General features: G+C 73.6%; 13 protein-coding genes and 1 tRNA gene. 2 read left to right on the top strand and 12 right to left on the bottom strand.

Features of this window, described 5'->3' with window-relative positions:
* Nucleotides 1-317: 317 nt before the first annotated feature.
* Both ACIQ9G_RS00405 and ACIQ9G_RS00400 read right to left on the bottom strand, forming a co-directional pair.
* Complete coding sequence (locus ACIQ9G_RS00405) at nt 318-2,117, bottom strand: DEAD/DEAH box helicase (protein ID WP_403604065.1); 1,800 nt, start codon at nt 2,115-2,117, stop codon at nt 318-320.
* Between the two features lie 149 nt (nt 2,118-2,266).
* Nucleotides 2,267-3,823: an MFS transporter gene (locus ACIQ9G_RS00400; protein ID WP_403604062.1), complete on the bottom strand. Its 1,557-nt coding sequence runs from the start codon at nt 3,821-3,823 to the stop codon at nt 2,267-2,269.
* Between the two features lie 217 nt (nt 3,824-4,040).
* Here ACIQ9G_RS00400 and ACIQ9G_RS00395 point away from each other — a divergent pair.
* Nucleotides 4,041-4,138 (top strand) — tRNA-OTHER (locus ACIQ9G_RS00395).
* A 15-nt stretch (nt 4,139-4,153) separates the two neighbouring features.
* On the opposite strand, the gene ACIQ9G_RS00390 is transcribed toward ACIQ9G_RS00395, so the two are convergent.
* The 8 genes from ACIQ9G_RS00390 to ACIQ9G_RS00355 form a co-directional block, all read right to left on the bottom strand.
* On the bottom strand, nt 4,154-4,795 hold the full coding sequence (locus tag ACIQ9G_RS00390) for an SUKH-4 family immunity protein (RefSeq protein ID WP_403604059.1): 642 nt from the start codon (nt 4,793-4,795) through the stop codon (nt 4,154-4,156).
* Between the two features lie 281 nt (nt 4,796-5,076).
* Complete coding sequence (locus tag ACIQ9G_RS00385) at nt 5,077-5,217, bottom strand: hypothetical protein (RefSeq protein WP_403604056.1); 141 nt, start codon at nt 5,215-5,217, stop codon at nt 5,077-5,079.
* Complete coding sequence (locus tag ACIQ9G_RS00380; RefSeq protein WP_403604053.1) at nt 5,214-7,517, bottom strand: xanthine dehydrogenase family protein molybdopterin-binding subunit; 2,304 nt, start codon at nt 7,515-7,517, stop codon at nt 5,214-5,216. The genes ACIQ9G_RS00385 and ACIQ9G_RS00380 overlap by 4 nt, the downstream gene beginning before the upstream one ends.
* Complete coding sequence (locus tag ACIQ9G_RS00375; protein ID WP_403604050.1) at nt 7,514-9,742, bottom strand: 2Fe-2S iron-sulfur cluster-binding protein; 2,229 nt, start codon at nt 9,740-9,742, stop codon at nt 7,514-7,516. Before ACIQ9G_RS00375 ends, ACIQ9G_RS00380 begins: the two co-directional genes overlap by 4 nt.
* Nucleotides 9,739-10,632, bottom strand: coding sequence for an FAD binding domain-containing protein (locus tag ACIQ9G_RS00370; RefSeq protein WP_392196103.1), 894 nt, complete (start codon nt 10,630-10,632; stop codon nt 9,739-9,741). The genes ACIQ9G_RS00375 and ACIQ9G_RS00370 overlap by 4 nt, the downstream gene beginning before the upstream one ends.
* Nucleotides 10,633-11,001: 369 nt before the next feature.
* Complete coding sequence (locus tag ACIQ9G_RS00365; protein ID WP_403604047.1) at nt 11,002-12,663, bottom strand: beta-N-acetylhexosaminidase; 1,662 nt, start codon at nt 12,661-12,663, stop codon at nt 11,002-11,004.
* Nucleotides 12,664-12,737: 74 nt separating this feature from the next.
* Nucleotides 12,738-13,025, bottom strand: coding sequence for a DUF3039 domain-containing protein (locus ACIQ9G_RS00360; protein WP_403604044.1), 288 nt, complete (start codon nt 13,023-13,025; stop codon nt 12,738-12,740).
* Nucleotides 13,026-13,053: 28 nt separating this feature from the next.
* A complete protein-coding gene (locus ACIQ9G_RS00355) occupies nt 13,054-13,623 on the bottom strand; it encodes a YqgE/AlgH family protein (protein ID WP_403604041.1) in 570 nt (189 codons plus the stop codon).
* A gap of 274 nt (nt 13,624-13,897) precedes the next feature.
* On the opposite strand from ACIQ9G_RS00355, the gene murA reads away from it, so the two are divergent.
* Nucleotides 13,898-15,238 (top strand): UDP-N-acetylglucosamine 1-carboxyvinyltransferase, encoded by a 1,341-nt coding sequence (gene murA, locus ACIQ9G_RS00350; RefSeq protein ID WP_403604038.1) that lies wholly within the window; start codon nt 13,898-13,900, stop codon nt 15,236-15,238.
* Between the two features lie 270 nt (nt 15,239-15,508).
* Here the strand turns inward: murA and ACIQ9G_RS00345 are convergent, their stop codons facing one another.
* Together ACIQ9G_RS00345 and ACIQ9G_RS00340 are read right to left on the bottom strand one after the other, a co-directional pair.
* Nucleotides 15,509-15,790, bottom strand: coding sequence for an HU family DNA-binding protein (locus tag ACIQ9G_RS00345; protein ID WP_003990598.1), 282 nt, complete (start codon nt 15,788-15,790; stop codon nt 15,509-15,511).
* Nucleotides 15,791-16,136: 346 nt separating this feature from the next.
* Entirely contained in the window at nt 16,137-17,561 is a 1,425-nt protein-coding gene (locus ACIQ9G_RS00340) for an NAD-dependent malic enzyme (protein ID WP_403604035.1), read from the bottom strand.
* Nucleotides 17,562-17,907: the final 346 nt, after the last annotated feature.

Below are 17,907 nucleotides of genomic sequence, written 5' to 3'. Positions count from 1 at the left end.
GGACCTCGTCGCGGCGGATGCGTCACCGAGTCCCGTCAGTGACGCGCGTCAGAGGCCGCCGATCGGCCGGCCGTCCGGGTCGGTCGTCCCGGACTCAGTCGCTTCACGGCTGCGCTCCGCGGCGGCGCTGCCACGGGGCGTGTGCGTAGCGGGACAGTAGCGAAGCCGGTTCGCTCAGCGGAAGACTTCGTCCAGAATCCGGGCAACGGCCGGTACGGAGTAAGTTCGTTCGTCCCGATACGTACGCTCACCTGCGGCGTCGAGTCCGCACCGGACTCCCCCGCCCACCGGGCCCCGGGTGCGGGGGCCGGCCCGCGTCACCGCATCCGGGTCGCCCACTCCTGCACCTTGGCGATGCGCTGACGCAACTGCCCGGCGGTCGCCTCGGCGCTCGGCGGGCCGCCGCACACCCGCCGCAGCTCGGTGTGGATCACCCCGTGCGGCTTGCCGCTCTGGTGGACGTAGGCGCTCACCATCGTGTTGAGCTGCTTGCGCAGCTCCATCATCTCCTTGTGGCTGACCACCGGCCGCCGCTCGGCGGGCAGTTCGAGCAGGTCGGCCTCGGTGTCCGGCTTCTTGCGGCTGTGCGCGATCTGCCGGGCCTGCCGCTTCTGGAGCAGCAGTTGCACCTGGTCGGGTTCGAGGAGCCCCGGGATGCCGAGATAGTCCTGCTCCTCCTCGCTCCCCGGGTGGGCCTGCATACCGAACTCGGCGCCGTCGTAGAGCACCCGGTCGAAGACGGCGTCGGACTCCAGCGCCTCGAAGGGGAGCATGTCCTGCTCGCCGGTGTCCTCGTCCTGCTCCTTGTTCGCCTCCTCCATCTCCTTCTCGGACTCGGCGTACGGGTCCTCCTCGCCCTCCTTCTTCGGCTTGTCGAGGGCGTGGTCGCGCTCGACCTCCATCTCGTTGGCGAAGGTGAGGAGGTCGGGGACGGTCGGCAGGAAGACGGAGGCGGTCTCGCCGCGCCGCCGGGACCGCACGAAACGGCCGACGGCCTGCGCGAAGAACAGCGGGGTGGAGATGGTGGTGGCGTAGACGCCGACCGCGAGCCGGGGCACGTCGACGCCTTCGGACACCATCCGGACGGCGACCATCCAGCGGTCGTCGTTCCCGCTGAAGTCGTCGATCCTCTTCGAGGCGCCGGCGTCGTCGGAGAGGACGAGGGTGGCCTTCGTACCCGTGATCTCGCGGATGAGCTTGGCGTAGGCGCGGGCCGAGTCCTGGTCGGAGGCGATGACGAGGGCGCCCGCGTCCGGGATGCCCTTCCTGACCTCGGTCAGCCGCTGGTCGGCGGCGCGCAGCACGCTGGGCATCCACTCGCCGCGCGGGTCGAGGGCGGTGCGCCAGGCCTGGCTGACGGCGTCCTTGGTCATGGGCTCGCCGAGCCGGGCGGCGATCTCGTCACCGGCCTTGGTCCGCCAGCGCATGTTGCCGCTGTAGGAGAGGAAGATCACCGGCCGGACGACATGGTCGGCGAGCGCGTTGCCGTACCCGTAGGTGTAGTCGGCGGCGGACCGCCGGATGCCGTCCTGGCCCTCCTCGTACGTGACGAAGGGGATGGGGTTGGTGTCCGACCGGAACGGGGTGCCGGTGAGCGCGAGGCGGCGGGTGGCCGGCTCGAACGCCTCCAGGCAGGCCTCGCCCCAGGACTTGCTGTCACCGGCGTGGTGGATCTCGTCGAGGATGACCAGGGTCTTGCGCTGCTCGACGCGGTTGCGGTGCAGCATGGGGCGCACGCCGACACCGGCGTAGGTGACGGCGACCCCGTCGTAATCCCTGCCGAGCGGGCCGGCGCTGTACTCGGGGTCGAGCTTGATCCCGATCCGCGCGGCCGCCTCGGCCCACTGCTTCTTCAGGTGCTCGGTCGGCGCCACCACGGTCACCTGCTGCACGACGTGGTGGTGCAGCAGCCAGGAGGCCAGCGTCAGGGCGAAGGTCGTCTTGCCGGCGCCGGGCGTGGCGACCGCGAGGAAGTCACGCGGCTGCTCCTGTACGTACTTGTCCATCGCGCCCTGCTGCCAGGCACGCAGCTTGCTGGCGGTGCCCCAGGGGGCGCGGCCCGGGAAGGCCGGCGAGAGGTGGTGCGAGTGGGACGAGCTGGCGGCTGTAGTAGTCACGGTCTCCGGTTCGGTGGGGTCGAGCGGCTCGGCTACGTATGACAACCGGGCCACCCTACCGGTGTGCTCACCCGTCACTCGGTCATGCATGGCCGCACCGGCCCCGGGTGCGACACGCGTCACAGATCACCGGTGGCGGCGCGGCCCGTTCACCGCTCCCGCACCCGGGTGGTGACCCAGGCTCCGGCCAGCGCCACGGCCGCCATCGGCAGGAACACCGCGGCGAACGCGGCCGGATGGGAGCTCGCCCGGCCGCCCGCCGCGGCGGCCGTGGCGGTCGTGGCCGTATGGGCCACCGCGCCGCCGCCGAGCGCGGCGAAGGCGGCGCCGCCCGCGGCGAGCAGGAGCACGTTGGACAGGGCGTCGGAGATCTGCAGCGCCGCCGAGTTGGCGCCCGCCTCCCGGGGGGCGGACAGGCGCAGCAGGAGCACGCTGGTGGAGGCGATGACCAGGCCCATGCCGAAGCAGCCGAAGCCCCAGGCGACGGCGACCGTCCAGACGGGGACGGCGGGGATCAGCACGCTGGGCGCGGCGGCGACAGCCGCGGCCACCAGCACCATCCCGAGCGTCATCAGCCGTTCCCGGTACGGCGCCAGGCGGGCCCGGGACTGGACCCACGACCCCAGCGCCCAGGTGACACCGCCCGCGGCGAGCGAGAACCCGGCCAGGGTCGGGGAGAGCCCCCGCTGGGTGACGAGCATCAGCGGCACGAAGGACTCGGCGGCGACGAAGGAGCCCGCGGCGACCCCGCGCAGCAGCACGACCGACGGCAGTCCGCGGGCGGCCCGCCAGGTGCCGTGCGGCAGCAGCCCTCGCACCGTCGGCACCAGCAGCGCGACCCCCGCCGCGCCGGGCAGCAGCGAGAGCCAGCGCAGGTCCTGGGCCGCGTACTGCAGCAGCCCGGCGCCGCAGGAGATGCCGAGGGCGAGGCGGATGCGGCGCAGGTCGAAGGAGGTCCGCTCCGGCGGCGCGCCCTCCTCGCCCACCGGCCCTGCGGCCCGCCGCCTGATCTGCGGCAGGGCGATGGCGAGCGGGAACACCACCAGCGCCGGGATGCCGACGAACACCCAGCGCCAGCCGAGGTGCTCGGTCACCGCGCCCGCGGCGAGCGGGCCGACGATCGACGGGACCACCCAGCCCGCCGCGAACGCCGCCATGATCGAGGGGCGCAGCCGCTCCGGGTAGGCGCGGCCGACGACGACGTACAGGGCGACGATCACCAGGCCGCCGCCGAGGCCCTGGACGGCCCGCCCGGCGATGAAGACCCACATCGTGCCCGCCGTCCCGGAGAGCAGCAGCCCGGCCGCGAACGCGCCGATGCCCGTGGTCAGCGCCCCCAGCGGGCCGCGCCGGTCCGACCACTGCCCGGCGAGCACCATCCCGAACAGGCTGGTCGTGAAGTACCCCGAGAACGCGAACGCGTACAGCGACACCCCGTCCAGCTCCCGTGCCGCGACCGGCATCGCGGTCCCGACGGCGGTCGCCTCGAAGGCGATCAGGAGGACGACGGTGACGATGCCGATACTGAGCGCCCGGTAGGCCCGGCCCAGCACGGTGTCGCCCCCCGGGTCGCCGGGCTCGGGCCGCCCGGCGGCGTCGGGGAGGGCGGCAGCGAGGGGGGCGAGGGAGACTTCTGAGGCGACAGAGGCCTCTGGGGCGAGGGGGACGTCGGCGACACCGGTGTCGCGCGGTTCCGGGGTGGTCATGGTCGCCAGGGTAAGGTCCACGACCGAGTTTGACCCCTGTCGGGAGGAGGGTCCCGCACCGAGACCTTGGTCGTACGACCGGCCGCCCCCGGCCCCGTTCGTGAACGCCGTACAGCGGTCCTGTTGCACCCCCGCCGCATTCCTTGAGCCCCCCGCTCCCCCGCCCTGCGGTCGACTCGCCGAGTTCGGACCGGCGGCCCCCCGTCGCCCCCGGCACGGCCGTGTGCCCGAGTGGTTCGGGGACTCGCCTGCGCAGCATTCATCAGCGAGCTCCGCTCGCGGGGAGTCACGCGGGTTCGATTCCCGCCACGGCCCCCGGGGACGCCCCCGTCACATCCCCCGGTGCAGCAGGCACAGGGTGAGGGTCAGGGTGGAGACGTCCGTGGTCAGTGGGCGTGGGTTCCGGCCGGGGTGGCCGGGGCCCGGCCAGTTCAGGATGGCGCCCGTCGTGCCGTCCAGGAGGACGGTGGTGCCGTCGATCAGGCGGCCGAGATGGATCAAACGGTCCGCGTCGGCGGCGAGTTCGGCCGTGAGGGTCGGGCCGGGGTGCTCGTCCGCGCAGTACTCGGCGAGCGTCGGCAGGGGGATGTCGGAGTCCGTCCACAGCAGACGGCCGTCGTCGGGCAGGCCCGTCTCGCGCAGGAAGCGGCGGGTCGGCTCGTGGGTCAGGGCCGCGGGGAAGTCGACGTCCTCGAAGCGGGCGACGCGGCCGGGGCCGAACTCGCGGGCCGGCAGACGCGCGGGCAGGTCCAGGGTCAGTCCGTGACGTCCCGGACGGAGGGCGAACCCGCCGTGCGAGCCCGCCAGTTCACGGGTCATCGCCACGAAGCGGACCAGGGTCTCCAGGCAGGGCGCGAGCGGGCGGGTGTCCATCAGGCCCGGCCCGATCGGCCGGGCGCGCGTCGGCGCGCACGCGACGCGGTGGTCCGGGTCGGCTCCGGTCGGGACGGTCGCCGCAACGGTGCCGGTCATGTTCATCGCTCCCCCCGCGCATGAAGATCCACAGTGCTGGGCAGGGTACGGCCGGCCCCCGCTCCTGGGCGGAGGCGAACCCGCGGTCCCCACTGCCTCGAAGACTACGCCGGGGCACTGACAACGGCCCCGGAATATCCGCGGGGGAAGACGCCGGGCGGCCCGAATCCGTTGCCCGTGCCCCGGCACTCATCGGCACGCGCCCGGCTCGGGCCCGACTCACGAGGCGGCGGGAGCGCGTGCCGGGGCCCGGGACCCCGGCAAGAACCGGAAGAGCGGCCCTAGGTGAAGTACACCCCGCCCAGCACCACCGCGAGTGCGGCCATGGCGAAGACCAGGACCCAGACCAGCAGTTTGCCGACGCTGGGCGGGGGTTCGTAGCGCGGGCCCTCCGGGTCCGGGTCCGGGTGGCGGCCGCTCACGGGGCGTTCACCACCGCGGCCTGGGGGCGGATCGGAAGGCGGTTGACCGGGCGGCCGGTGGCGGCGCGCACGGCGGAGGCGATCGCCGCCGGGGAGGTCACCACGGGCACCGCGCTGACCGCCTTCGCGCCGAAGGGGGCGACCACGTCCCGCTCCTCGACGAGCTTGACGATCTGGATGTCGGGCGCGTCCAGGGCGGTGGGCAGCGCGTACCCGGTGAGGTCGGGGTGCCGGATCAGCCCGCGCGGGGTGCGCAGGTTCTCCGTGAGGGCGATGCCGACGCCCTGCGTGACGCCCGCCTCGAGGCGGGCGGCGAGCTGCGCCGGGTTGAGCACCCGGCCGACGTCCTGGGCGAGGGCCAGCTCGACCACCCGGACCGACCCGAGCTCGATGTCCACGTCGACCACCGCGCGGATCGCGCAGAACGCGAGACCCACGAAGGCGTCGCCCTGCCCGGACTCGTCGAGCGGTTCCGTGGGATGCGGACGGCACTGGGCGGTGGCCCACAGCTCCTTGCCGTCCATCGCCTCCGTCACGGTGGTGGACAGCACCCCGTCGTACGACGTGATCTTGCCGTCGGTGATCTGGAGCAGCTCGGTGGACATGCCGAACTTGTGGGCGAGGGGCTGCAGGAGCTGCGTGCGGACCATCTTCGCCGCGCGCTCCACCGCGCCGCCCGAGACCCAGGTGTGCCGGCCGCGGCAGCCCGCGCCCGCCGGGGGCTGGTCGGTGTCGACCGGCGCCACGTGCACCTCGTCGATGCCGAGCGTCTCCTGCACGATCTGCCGGGCCAGCGTGGTGAAGCCCTGGCCGGTCTCCACGGCCGCGCACAGCACGGTCGCCACGCCGCCCTGGACCTTCACGGTTGCCGTGGACACCTCGTCGGCGCCCTCCGCGCCGAGCATGTGCACCATGCCCAGGGCGTAGCCCACGCCCCGCCGTACGGCGCCGGGTTCGCCCGCGCCCTCGGGGCCGCCCGGCAGCAGCCACTCCTCCTCGGGGGAGTCCTTGGGCAGCGGCGGCAGGGGGTGGTCCCGTACCGCCTGGAGCAGTTCGGCGACCGGGGCCGGGCAGGTCACCGTCTGGCCCGTGGGCAGGACGTCGCCGGTGGCCATGACGTTGCTCAGGCGGACGTCCGCCGGGTCCAGGCCGAGCTTCTTGGCCAGCTTGTCCATCTGCGCCTCGTAGGCGGCGCACACCTGCATCGCGCCCTCGCCTCGGACATGGCCGGACGGCGGGTTGTTGGTGCGCACGGCCCAGCCCTCGATGAAGGCGTTCGGGACGACGTACGGGCCGCACGCGAAGGCCACGGCGGCCGCCAGGGCGTCGGAGGAGGTGTCGGCGTAGGCGCCCGCGTCGAGCAGGATCTGCGCCTCGACCTTCACCAGCCTGCCCTCGGCGTCGGCGTGGTGGCGGTAGCGCAGCAGGGTCGGGTGGCGGTGCGCGTGGCCCAGGAAGGACTCCTCGCGGGTCGCCGTCAGCTTCACCGGGCAGCCGGTCTTCAGCGCCAGCAGGCCGAGCGGGAGCTGGAAGCCCTGGTCCTCGCGGTCGGCGGTGGCGCCGGGCACACCGGTGACGACGATCTTCACGCGCTCGGGGTCCAGCCCGCAGCACGCGGCGAGCGTGTCGCGGTCGGCGTGCGGGTCCGTCGACGCCAGGTACAGCTCGACGCCTCCGTCCGGGCGGGGCACGGCGAGGCCGGCCTCGGCGCCGATCGGGGCCGGGTCCTGGCGGCCGATGCGGTACAGACCCTCGACGACGACGTCGCCGGCCGCGTCCGGGTCGCCGTGCCGCAGCGGGATGTGGCGGATCAGGTTGCCGTCGGGGTGCAGCGGCTCGGCCTCGAAGGCCTGCTCGGGGTCGGTGACCGGGTCGAGCACCTCGTACTCGACGATGACGGCGGCCGCCGCCATCCGCGCGGTGTCCGGGTGGTCGGCGGCGACGGCGGCGATGGGCTCGCCGTGGTGGCGTACGACGTCGGAGGCGAACACCGGGCGGTCGGCCGTGCCGCGGCCGTACAGCGGGGTGCCGGGCACGTCCTCGTGGGTGAGGACGGCGCGCACGCCGGGCATCTCGCGCGCGTGGCTGGTGTCGATGGACAGCACGCGCGCGTGCGGGTGCGGTGAGCGCAGCACGGCCGCCCACAGCAGGCCCTCGGCCCACAGGTCGGCCGCGTACGGGAAGGTGCCCTCCGTCTTGGCCGGGGCGTCGGCGGCCGGCAGGGAGGAACCGATGCCGTGCGGCAGCGGCTCGGGGACGGGGGCGGTCTCCGCGGGGGCGGTGGCGGCCTCGTTGCTCATGCCCGGCCTCCGTCCTGGCCGTAGGGGTCGTGCGGTCCGGTCTCGGGGGACTCGAACGCGGAGGGGTGCACTCCCCCGGCGCCCGGGCCCGCCTGGTGCGGGATGCGCGGCTCGCCGGCGTCCGGCTCGGAGGCGCCGCCCCCCGCGTCCGCCTCGCGCTCGGCGACGACCTCCTGGACGGCCCGCAGGACGCCCCGGTAGCCCGAGCAGCGGCACAGGTTGCCGCACAGGGCCTGGCGGGTCTCCAGTTCGGTCGGCGCCGGGTTGCCCTCCAGCAGGTCGTGCAAGGTCATCGCCATGCCGGGCACGCAGAAGCCGCACTGCACCGCCCCGCACCGGGCCAGCGCCCGCTGCACGTCCGAGGGCCGCCCGTCGGCGGCCAGGCCCTCGACGGTGCGCACCTCGCTGCCGGCCGCGGTGACCGCGGGCACCAGACAGGAGGCGACGAGCCGTCCGTCCACCTGCACGTTGCAGGCGCCGCACTCGCCCTGCGAGCAGCCGTCCTTGGCACCGGCGAGCCCGAGCCGCTCGCGCAGCACGTACAGCAGCGACTCGCCGATCCAGGCGTCGGTGACGGGCCGTTCGGCGCCGTTGACGCGCAGCACGTACGAGGCGAGCGGGTGCTCGTCGTGCGGGGTGGCGGAGAGCGTGTCGTCGTCCGCGGGCGCCGGGCCCTGTGCCTCGCCCTCGGAACGGGCCTCCGGGGCAAGGGAGTTCGGGTCCGGGTCCACGGGGTCCGGGTCCCCGTCGCCGGAATCCGCGGACGTCGCGTCCGGGGCCTTGGAGCCGGAGGCCGTGGCGGGCTCCTGGGCGGCCCGGGCGCCCGGCGCGGCCTCCTCGGCCGGGGCGGGACCCGCGGGCCGCTCAGCGGGCCCGCCGGGGGCCTCCACGGCCCCCTCGGCGTCCTCGGGGGCGACGGCGGTCAAGTGGGTGGGGGGTGCGGCCTCGTCGGCGCGTCCGGGCGACGGCTCGGCGCCGTCCGCGCCGCCCGCTTCGTGAGCGTCGTACGGATCGGGAGCGCCGTCCGTGCCGGCCACGGCGTCCTCGTCCGCCGCCGCGGTGCCGTCCGGGTACGGCGCGTGCTGCGGACCGTGCCGCTCGGGGGCGTGCGGGGCGGGCCGCGCGGGGGTGTGCGCCGGGTGGTCGCCCGGGTGCGCTCCAGGACCGCCGTGCGCGTGCCCCGGGTCCCCATCGGCGCCCGCGGGCTCGGCGGCGGCGTGCGACGCCTGCTCGTCGGCATACCCCGGCGGCTCGGCGTACCCGCGCTCGTCGGCGTACGACCGGCCCTCTCCGTACGACTGGTCTTCCCCGTACGGCTGTTCGTCGGCGTACGGCTGTTCGTCGGCGTACGGCTGGTCGTCGGCGTACCGCCGCCCGTCGTCCGCGTACGAACGCTCATCCGCGTACGGCCGCTCATCGGCGTAGCGAGCGCCCGGCGGCCGCTCCTCCGCGTACGGGGCACCCGCCCCGGGTCCGTCGGCGTACGCTCCCCCGGGCCGGTGCTCGCCGTCCGGCGCGGGCTGCTGCCCCCACGGCGCGCCCGCCCCCTCCGTCGCCCAGGGCGCGGGCGCGCCGCCGGGGAGCGTGGCGGGAGGCGTGCCGCCCCACTGCTGCATCAGGGACGACGTGGTGAACTCGCCCGATTCGTCCGGAAGGTCACCTCCGGCGACGGGGATCGACCACTGCCCGGTGACGTCGTGTCCGGGCCCGTCCTCGGCCTGGCCCCCATGAGTTCCCTGACCACCGTCGGGCGCCTGACCACCACGGGGCCCCTGGCCGCCGTGGGTTTCCTGGCCGCCGTAGGGCCCCTGGTCTCCGTGGGCGGCTCCGCCCCCCGGGAGCCCCTGGCCCCCGTGGGTCCCGTGCTGCTCCGTGAAGTGCCACTGCTGGGTGGCGCCCGGCTGGTACGTGAACCGGTCGTCCGCGCCCGGGTCCTGGGGCACCGCGTTCGGGTCGGGCCACTGGGCGCCCTCGGCGGGCACGGCCCAGTGGCCCGTGGCCGACGGGTCGGCCGCCGCGGCCTGGGCCGACGTCGCCGTTATCTGCGGCGGCACATAGCCGTGACCGGGCGCGGCCAGCGGGCTGTGGGCGGCCAGGAGGGCGTCGATGCCGCCCTCGGGGAGCTTCACGAAGGCGGTGGCGCCGTCGTCGTAGTCGCCCTGCGGCAGCGGGTCCCAGCGGCCGCCGCTCGCGGGCGTCCCCTCGGCGTGCTGGTCGTCGGTCACGACAACGCCCTCCCCAGTGCTCGTCGGGCCAGCGCGGCGACGGTGCGCCGCAGGTGCAGTACGGCGGGCGGAAGCTGCGGTACGGACCCGTCCTCGGCCGGGGCCGGGTCGGGGATGCAGGCCGCGGCGACGTACTCGCCGAAGGCGTTGAGCGCCTCGGGGACGATCGCGCGGCTGTTGTCCCAGTCGATGAGCTGGGCCACCCACTGCTCGGCGTCCAGCGGCCTGAGCGGCATCGGCGCTATGGCGCCGACCGCGCACCGCACTCCGCGCCGCGCCGGGTCGAGGACCAGCGCCACGGACGCGACGGCGCGGCCCGGCCCGGTCCGGCCGGTCGCCTTCAGGAAGACCTGCGGTGCGTGCAGCAGCGGCACGCGCACGTAGCCGACGAGTTCGCCCCCGCGGAGCATCTCCACCCCGGCCAGCAGATGCGACACCGGGACCTCCCGGCGGGCTCCGCCCGGGCCCGCGACGATCAGCGTCGCCTCCAGGGCGGCCAGCACGGGCAGCGCGTCCCCGGTGGGCGCGGCCGAGGCGATGTTGCCGCCCAGGGTGCCCGCGTTGCGGATGTGCGGCGGGCCCGCGGCACGCGCGGCGGCGGCGAGCGCGGGGATCAGGGCGGCGAAGTCGGGGCGGCCCATACGGGCGTGGGTGAGGCCCGCGCCGAGCAGCGCGTGCCCGTCCTGGTACTGCCAGCCGCGGATCTCGCTGATGCGGCCGAGGCCGACCAGCGCGGCGGGCCTGAGCTGCCCGGAGTTGACGGCGGCCATGAGGTCGGTGCCGCCCGCCACGGGCACGGCGGCCGGCGTGGCGGTGAGCGCCGCCACGGCCTCGTCCAGCGTCGTGGGCAGCGTGACGGCCTGCGCCGCCTGCGGTGCGTGCGTGGTCAAACCGGCTGCCCCTTCCCGCTGCCCCCACTGGTCCCACCTGTGTGCCGTACGGTACGTGCTGACAGGCCGGACGTGGCAACTCTGGCACATCTTCGCAGGGCTCGAACGCGGGGGTCCGTCAGGAGCCTTTCACCCATCTCACCGGGGACCTCGCCCGTTTTGGCACCACATCACCGGTGCGGGCGAATTCCCCCTCTTCGCTGACTCCTGCGGTCTATTTCCACCGTCTGTTCGATACGGCTGCCCGCGGGGCGGCGCTCGCGGCGGCCTGAACCGGCTCCCCGCGGTGACCGGAACCGGCTCCCCGCGGCGACCGGAACCAGCTCCCCGCGGTGACCGGAACCGGCGCCCAGCGGTGACCGGGACCCGCTACTCCTGGGGCGGCGGACCCTCGGCGGGGCGGCCGAGGACGCCGGGCCGGCGCTGCCACGGCCGCGGTCCGGCGGGCGGCCGGTAGGCGACGCCCAGGGCGTCGAGGCGCCGGTAGTGGGCGGCCATCCGCCGCTCGAAGCCGGCGAAGTCCCGTTCCCCGGAGGCGGGCAGGGCGCTCCAGGCGACCTCGGCGAACGCGGCCAGCCGGGGAAAGACCTGGTAGTCCACGCGCCCGGCGTCCTCCATCACCTCGGTCCACACATTGGCCTGGGTGCCCAGCACCCGGCGCGCCTGCTCCCGGTCGAGCTCCGGCGGAACCGGCTCGAAGCGGTAGACGTCCTCCAGGGTGCGCACATGGCTGATCGGCACGGGCTCGTCCGGGCCGGGCGCCTGGCGGTGGTCCAAGTACACGTGCTGATGAGGGCACATGACGACGTCGTGGCCCGCCCGCGCGGCCGCGATCCCGCCCGCGTAACCGCGCCAGGAGGACACGGCGGCGCCCGCGGCCAGTCCGCCCTCCAGGATCTCGTCCCAGCCGATGAGCCGGCGCCCGCGCGCGGCCAGCCAGCGGTCGAAATGGCCGATGAACCACGCCTGGAGCGCGTCCTCGTCCGCGAGCCCGAGTTCGGCCTTGCGGGCCTGCGCGGTGGGCGACCGCCGCCACTGCTCCTTGGGGCACTCGTCGCCCCCGATGTGCACGAACTCCGAGAACTCGGCGGCGTCCGCCGGGAACAGGCCGAGCACCTCCTCGAAGACGCCCTCGTAGAAGCGCAGGGTGTGGTCCGTGGGCGCGAGCACGTGCGGGGAGATCCCCCAGTCGTCCCAGACGGTCAGGGCGCCGGTGTCGACGACGTCGGTGTTGCCGAGTTCCGGGTACGCGGCGATCGCGGCCTGCGAGTGACCGGGTACGTCGATCTCGGGGACGACGGCGATGTGCCGTTCGGCGGCGTAGGCGACGATCTCCCTGATGTCGTCCTGGGTGTAGTGGCCGCCGTGCGGTTTCTCCTCCCACAGCGGGGACGCCCGGTGGCCGAACCTGGTGCGCGCCCGCCAGGAGCCGACCTCCGTCAGCCGCGGATACCGCTTGATCTCCAGGCGCCAGCCCTGGTCGTCCGTCAGGTGGAGGTGGAGGACGTTGAGTTTGTGCGCGGCCATCAGGTCGAGGTGGCGCAGGACGCCGTCCTTGGGCGTGAAGTGCCGCGCCACGTCCAGCAGGAGACCGCGCCAGCGGAAGCGCGGGGCGTCCTCGACGCGCTGGGCCGGGACGGAACGGGTGACCCCGGGCCGTACCGGGGCGCGCCGGAAGGCGTCCGGGCCGAGCAGCTGGCGCAGGGTCTGGGCGCCCCGGAAGACACCGGACGCGTCGCCGCCGCGGATCTCGATCCCGCGGCCGGCGGCGACGGTGAGCCGGTAGGCCTCGGACCCGAGCGAGCCGTCCAGCAGCAGCCGTACGGAGCCGGGGGCGTCCTGCGCGGCGGCGGGCGGGAAGGACAGGCCCAGGGCCGCGCCGAGCGTGGCGCGGATCCAGCGTGCGGAGGTGCCCGTGCCGGGGGCGGCCCACAGGGCGGTGTCCGCGTCCAGCAGCACGGCGCCGCGCTCGCCGTGCTCGACGGCGCGCGGCGCCGGGATCAGGTCATGAGCGAGCTCGTCCCGCGGCACGGCCGGAGCCTAGGGACCGCCGGGGACGCCCACAAGAGGCCCGCACCCCAGAGGTCTGAACCACTCTCGGCCGGCTACTTGTCGCCGCCCTTGCCGTCCTTGCCGTCGCCGCCGCTGCTCATGGACTCGTAGATCTCCTTGCACAGCGGGCACACGGGGTACTTCTTCGGGTCGCGGCCCGGCACCCAGACCTTGCCGCACAGCGCCACGACGGGCGTGCCGTCGAGGGCGCTCGCCATGATCTTGTCCTTCTGGACGTAGTGGGCGAAGCGCTCGTGGTCGCCGTCACCGTGGGACACCTGCGGCGTCGGCTCTACGAGGGTCCCCGTACCAGTCCCGCGCTCGGGCTCGAGAGTGCTCATACGGCAAGGGTACTGAAGCTCACAGCCATCAGTTGAGCGAAGGGTCGTCCGGATACGTGGCGACCATGGCCAGCTCGTTGCGCTGGCGGCGCAGCACCTCGCGCCAGAGTCTCTCCGGGGCCGGCGAGGAGACGTCCCCCGGCTCGGACTCCACCACGTACCAGGCGCCCTCCACCAGCTCGTCCTCCAGCTGGCCGGGGCCCCAGCCGGCGTATCCGGCGAAGATCCGCAGGGAGCCCAGGGCCGAGGCCAGCAGCTCCGGCGGGGCCTCCAGGTCGACGAGACCGATCGCGCCGTGCACCCGGCGCCAGCCCAGCGGGCCGCCCTCGCCGGAGCCACCGGGGATGACGGCGACGCCCAGCGCGGAGTCCAGCGACACCGGGCCGCCCTGGAAGACCACCCCGGGCTCTCCGGCGAGGTCCCCCCAGCCCTGCAGGATGTCGCCCACGTCCACCGGCGTCGGACGGTTCAGGACGACACCCAGGGAGCCCTCCTCGTCGTGGTCGAGAAGGAGCACCACCGCACGGTCGAAGTTCGGGTCCGCCAGGGCGGGGGTGGCCACGAGCAGCCGCCCTGTGAGCGAGGACACCTCGGTCATGCCAGACATGATCCCGCATCTTGCCTCGGCATGGGGAGGCAATCGGGTCATGGGGGTGAAGGCAGCTCAGGGCGCACCGGTGCGGTCCGGGCGCAGGGACGGCCCGGTGACCCCATGTGCCCACCGCGGAACGGTTCGTGTTGTGACACGGCAATGACATGGCTGGGTCGCGCCTGGGCTTACGGAAGGGGGGCACACGGCGATTACTCTGTCTCTCCGGCCCCTCCCCAAATGATCGGCCGGCCCCTGCCCGACTCATCGGAACGCGAGATTCATGACCGTCAACGACGATGTCCTGCTTGTCCACGGCGGAACCCCGCTGGAGGGCGAGATCCGTGTCCGCGGTGCGAAGAACCTCGTACCGAAGGCCATGGTCGCCGCTCTGCTGGGCAGTGAGCCAAGTCGACTGCGCAACGTTCCGGACATCCGTGACGTCCGGGTCGTACGCGGTCTGCTGCAACTGCACGGGGTGACGGTCCGTCCGGGTGACGAGCCGGGCGAGCTGGTCCTCGACCCGACGCACGTGGAGAGCGCGAACGTCGCCGACATCGACGCCCACGCGGGCTCGTCGCGTATCCCGATCCTGTTCTGCGGCCCGCTGCTGCACCGCCTCGGGCACGCGTTCATCCCGGGCCTCGGCGGCTGCGACATCGGTGGCCGGCCCATCGACTTCCACTTCGACGTGCTGCGGCAGTTCGGCGCGACCATCGAGAAGCGGGCCGACGGCCAGTACCTGGAGGCTCCGCAGCGGCTGCGCGGTACGAAGATCCGGCTGCCGTACCCGTCGGTCGGCACGACCGAGCAGGTCCTGCTGACGGCCGTGCTGGCCGAGGGCGTGACCGAGCTGTCCAACGCGGCCGTCGAGCCGGAGATCGAGGACCTGATCTGCGTCCTGCAGAAAATGGGCGCGATCATCGCGATGGACACCGACCGCACCATCCGCATCACCGGTGTGGACAAGCTCGGCGGCTACACCCACCGCGCCCTCGCGGACCGGCTGGAGGCCGCGTCCTGGGCCTCCGCGGCGCTCGCCACCGAGGGCAACATCTACGTCCACGGCGCCCAGCAGCGCTCGATGATGACGTTCCTCAACACCTACCGGAAGGTGGGCGGCGCCTTCGAGATCGACGACGAGGGCATCCGCTTCTGGCACCCCGGGGGCCAGCTGAAGTCGATCGCGCTGGAGACGGACGTCCACCCCGGCTTCCAGACGGACTGGCAGCAGCCGCTGGTGGTGGCGCTCACCCAGGCCACGGGCCTGTCGATCATCCACGAGACGGTCTACGAGTCCCGGCTGGGCTTCACCTCCGCGCTGAACCAGATGGGCGCCCACATCCAGCTCTACCGCGAGTGCCTCGGCAGTTCCGACTGCCGCTTCGGCCAGCGCAACTTCCTGCACTCCGCGGTCGTGTCCGGCCCCACCAAGCTCCAGGGCGCCGACCTGGTCATCCCGGACCTGCGCGGCGGCTTCTCCTACCTCATCGCCGCCCTGGCGGCCCAGGGCACGTCCCGGGTCCACGGCATCGAGCTCATCAACCGGGGCTACGAGAACTTCATGGAGAAGCTCGTGGAGCTCGGCGCGAAGGTCGAACTGCCGGGCAAGGCACTCGGCTGACGCCCACCCTCCCACTCCGGCCGGGCACACCACCGCCAGGGCACGCTGGGCCGGCGCCGACCACTTCGCTCCGCCCGGGCCCTGCACGGTCCCGGCCGGGGGTCCGGGTGGCCGTGGCGCCTGGGCGGCGCTCGGCCGGCGGCACCGTCCGGTCCCGTGTACGCCGATGGGGCGGCCCCCTTCACCGGGGGGCCGCCCCATGGGCGTTTTCGTGCTTCACAGGGCCCCGTGGGCCCCGTACGCCGTCACGTGGCGCACGAGCGGCGGGGCTTACTTGCCCTTGGCCGCTTCCTTGAGCTTGCTGCCCGCGGAGACCTTCACGCTGTAGCCGGCCGGGATCTGGATCGGCTCGCCGGTCTGCGGGTTGCGGGCGGTGCGAGCGGCACGGTGGGTGCGCTCGAAGGTGAGGAAGCCAGGGATGGTGACCTTCTCGTCCCCCTTGGAGACGATGTCGCCGACGACGTCGGCGAACGCGGCCAGCACGGCGTCGGCGTCCTTGCGGGTCACCTCGGCGCGGTCGGCCAGCGCGGCCACCAGCTCACTGCGGTTCATGTTCTTACTCCCGTGTTCTTCTTGCCGTTGAGGCGTGCCACGCGGCGAAGGCCGCATGTCGGGCACCAGCGAAGCCGATGCTGCCAGGTCCTCGGTGAGTCCCCGGACCCGGGTCCGTCCCTCTGACCCTCGCGCCCCTGGGGTGCCCCCGGGGACGCGGTCCTGAGGGAGCATCCTGCCCCTACCTGCGGCGGGAAAGCCAATCCGGCACCCGGTGGAGTCGTGAGAACACCCGTGGGAGTCACACGAAGGGAGGGCTTGATCCTGGCCGACACCATAAAGGGCGACACAAGGACCCGGGTTCCGCGACGCGCCGGGTACCAATCGTGGCAATCCTCACAGTCCCCTACGAGACGGACGGCGCCGCTCCGCCGGCCCTGGCCGCCTCCCGCACCGCGTCGGCCACCGCGCCCGCGACCTTGTCGTTGAAGACGCTCGGGACGATGTAGTTCGGGTTCAGCTCGTCCTCGGTCACCACGTCGGCCAGGGCCTGCGCCGCGGCCAGCATCATCTCGGTGTTGACGGTGCGGGACTGCGCGTCCAGCAGGCCGCGGAAGACACCCGGGAAGACCAGCACATTGTTGATCTGGTTGGGGAAGTCCGAGCGGCCGGTGGCCACGACTGCCGCCGTCTGGCGGGCGATCGCCGGGTCCACCTCGGGGTCGGGGTTCGCGAGCGCGAAGACGATGGCGTCGTCGGCCATGGCGGCCACGTCGTCGCCGTCGAGGACGTTGGGCGCCGAGACGCCGATGAAGACGTCCGCGCCGCGCACGGCCTCCTTCAGCGTGCCGGTGAGGTTCTCGGGGTTGGTGTTCTCGGCGATCCAGCGCAGCGCCGAGTCGGGGGCGGCGTCGAGCAGGTCCTCGCGGCCCGCGTGGACCACGCCGTGGATGTCGGCGACGACCGCGTTCTTCAGACCCGCGGCGATCAGCAGCTTCAGGATGGCCGTACCGGCCGCGCCGGCCCCGGACATCACGACCCGGATGTTCTCGATCGCCTTGCCGGTGCAGCGCAGCGCGTTGGTCAGGGCGGCGAGCACGACGATCGCGGTGCCGTGCTGGTCGTCGTGGAAGACCGGGATGTCCAGGGCCTCGCGCAGCCGCGCCTCGATCTCGAAGCAGCGGGGGGCGGAGATGTCCTCCAGGTTGATGCCGGCGAACCCGGGGGCGATCGCCTTGACGATCTCGACGATGGCGTCGGTGTCCTGGGTGTCCAGGCAGATCGGCCAGGCGTCGATGCCTGCGAAGCGCTTGAACAGGGCCGCCTTGCCCTCCATGACCGGCAGCGCGGCCTTGGGGCCGATGTTGCCCAGGCCCAGCACCGCCGAGCCGTCCGTCACGACCGCAACGGAGTTGCGCTTGATGGTCAGGCGGCGGGCGTCCTCGGGGTTCTCGGCGATCGCCATGCAGACGCGGGCCACACCCGGCGTGTAGACCATGGACAGGTCGTCACGGTTGCGGATGGGGTGCTTCGACGCCATCTCGATCTTGCCGCCGAGGTGCATGAGGAACGTACGGTCGGAGACCTTGCCGAGCGTGACGCCCTCGATGCCGCGCAGCTGCTCGACGATCTCCTCGGCGTGCGCCGTGGAGGTGGCCGCGATGGTGACGTCGATACGGAGCTTCTCGTGGCCGGACGCGGTGACGTCGAGGCCGGTCACCGAGCCTCCGTGGGACTCGACGGCCGTGGTGAGCTGGGAGACCGCGGTTCCGCTCGCGGGCACCTCCAGCCGGACCGTCATCGAGTAGGAGACGCTGGGCGCCGTTGCCATGGCCGACTTCCTCTGCTTTCACCGTGTAGCGGGTTGTGCCGTCCGATCGTCGCACCTACCCCTGAGTACGTGGTAGCCGCACTGGATTGCGGACGTTTTGTTCACGAGGGGGGGCTGACATCGGAAAATCACTTCCACCATACGAGAGTGGATCAGGCCGTGTCAGGCGTCGGGGCAGCGAAAGAGGCCCGCGTCACAGTGCGACGCGGGCCTCTCTCACGTTCAGTGACACCGACCCGCCATGCTCGCCTCGCGGCAAGTGGTCGCTCGTAGCGACGAAGGTTGGGCCCGGGGGCTTGGATCGGGCCGGTGTCACGTCCAGGCTAACAAACGGATCCGGTAGGGC

This window comes from Streptomyces sp. NPDC096152, assembly GCF_044763235.1.
In the GTDB taxonomy this organism is placed as follows: Bacteria; Actinomycetota; Actinomycetes; order Streptomycetales; family Streptomycetaceae; genus Streptomyces.
Note: the sequence above shows the minus strand (reverse complement) of the source record. Positions and strands in the feature narration are given on the sequence as shown.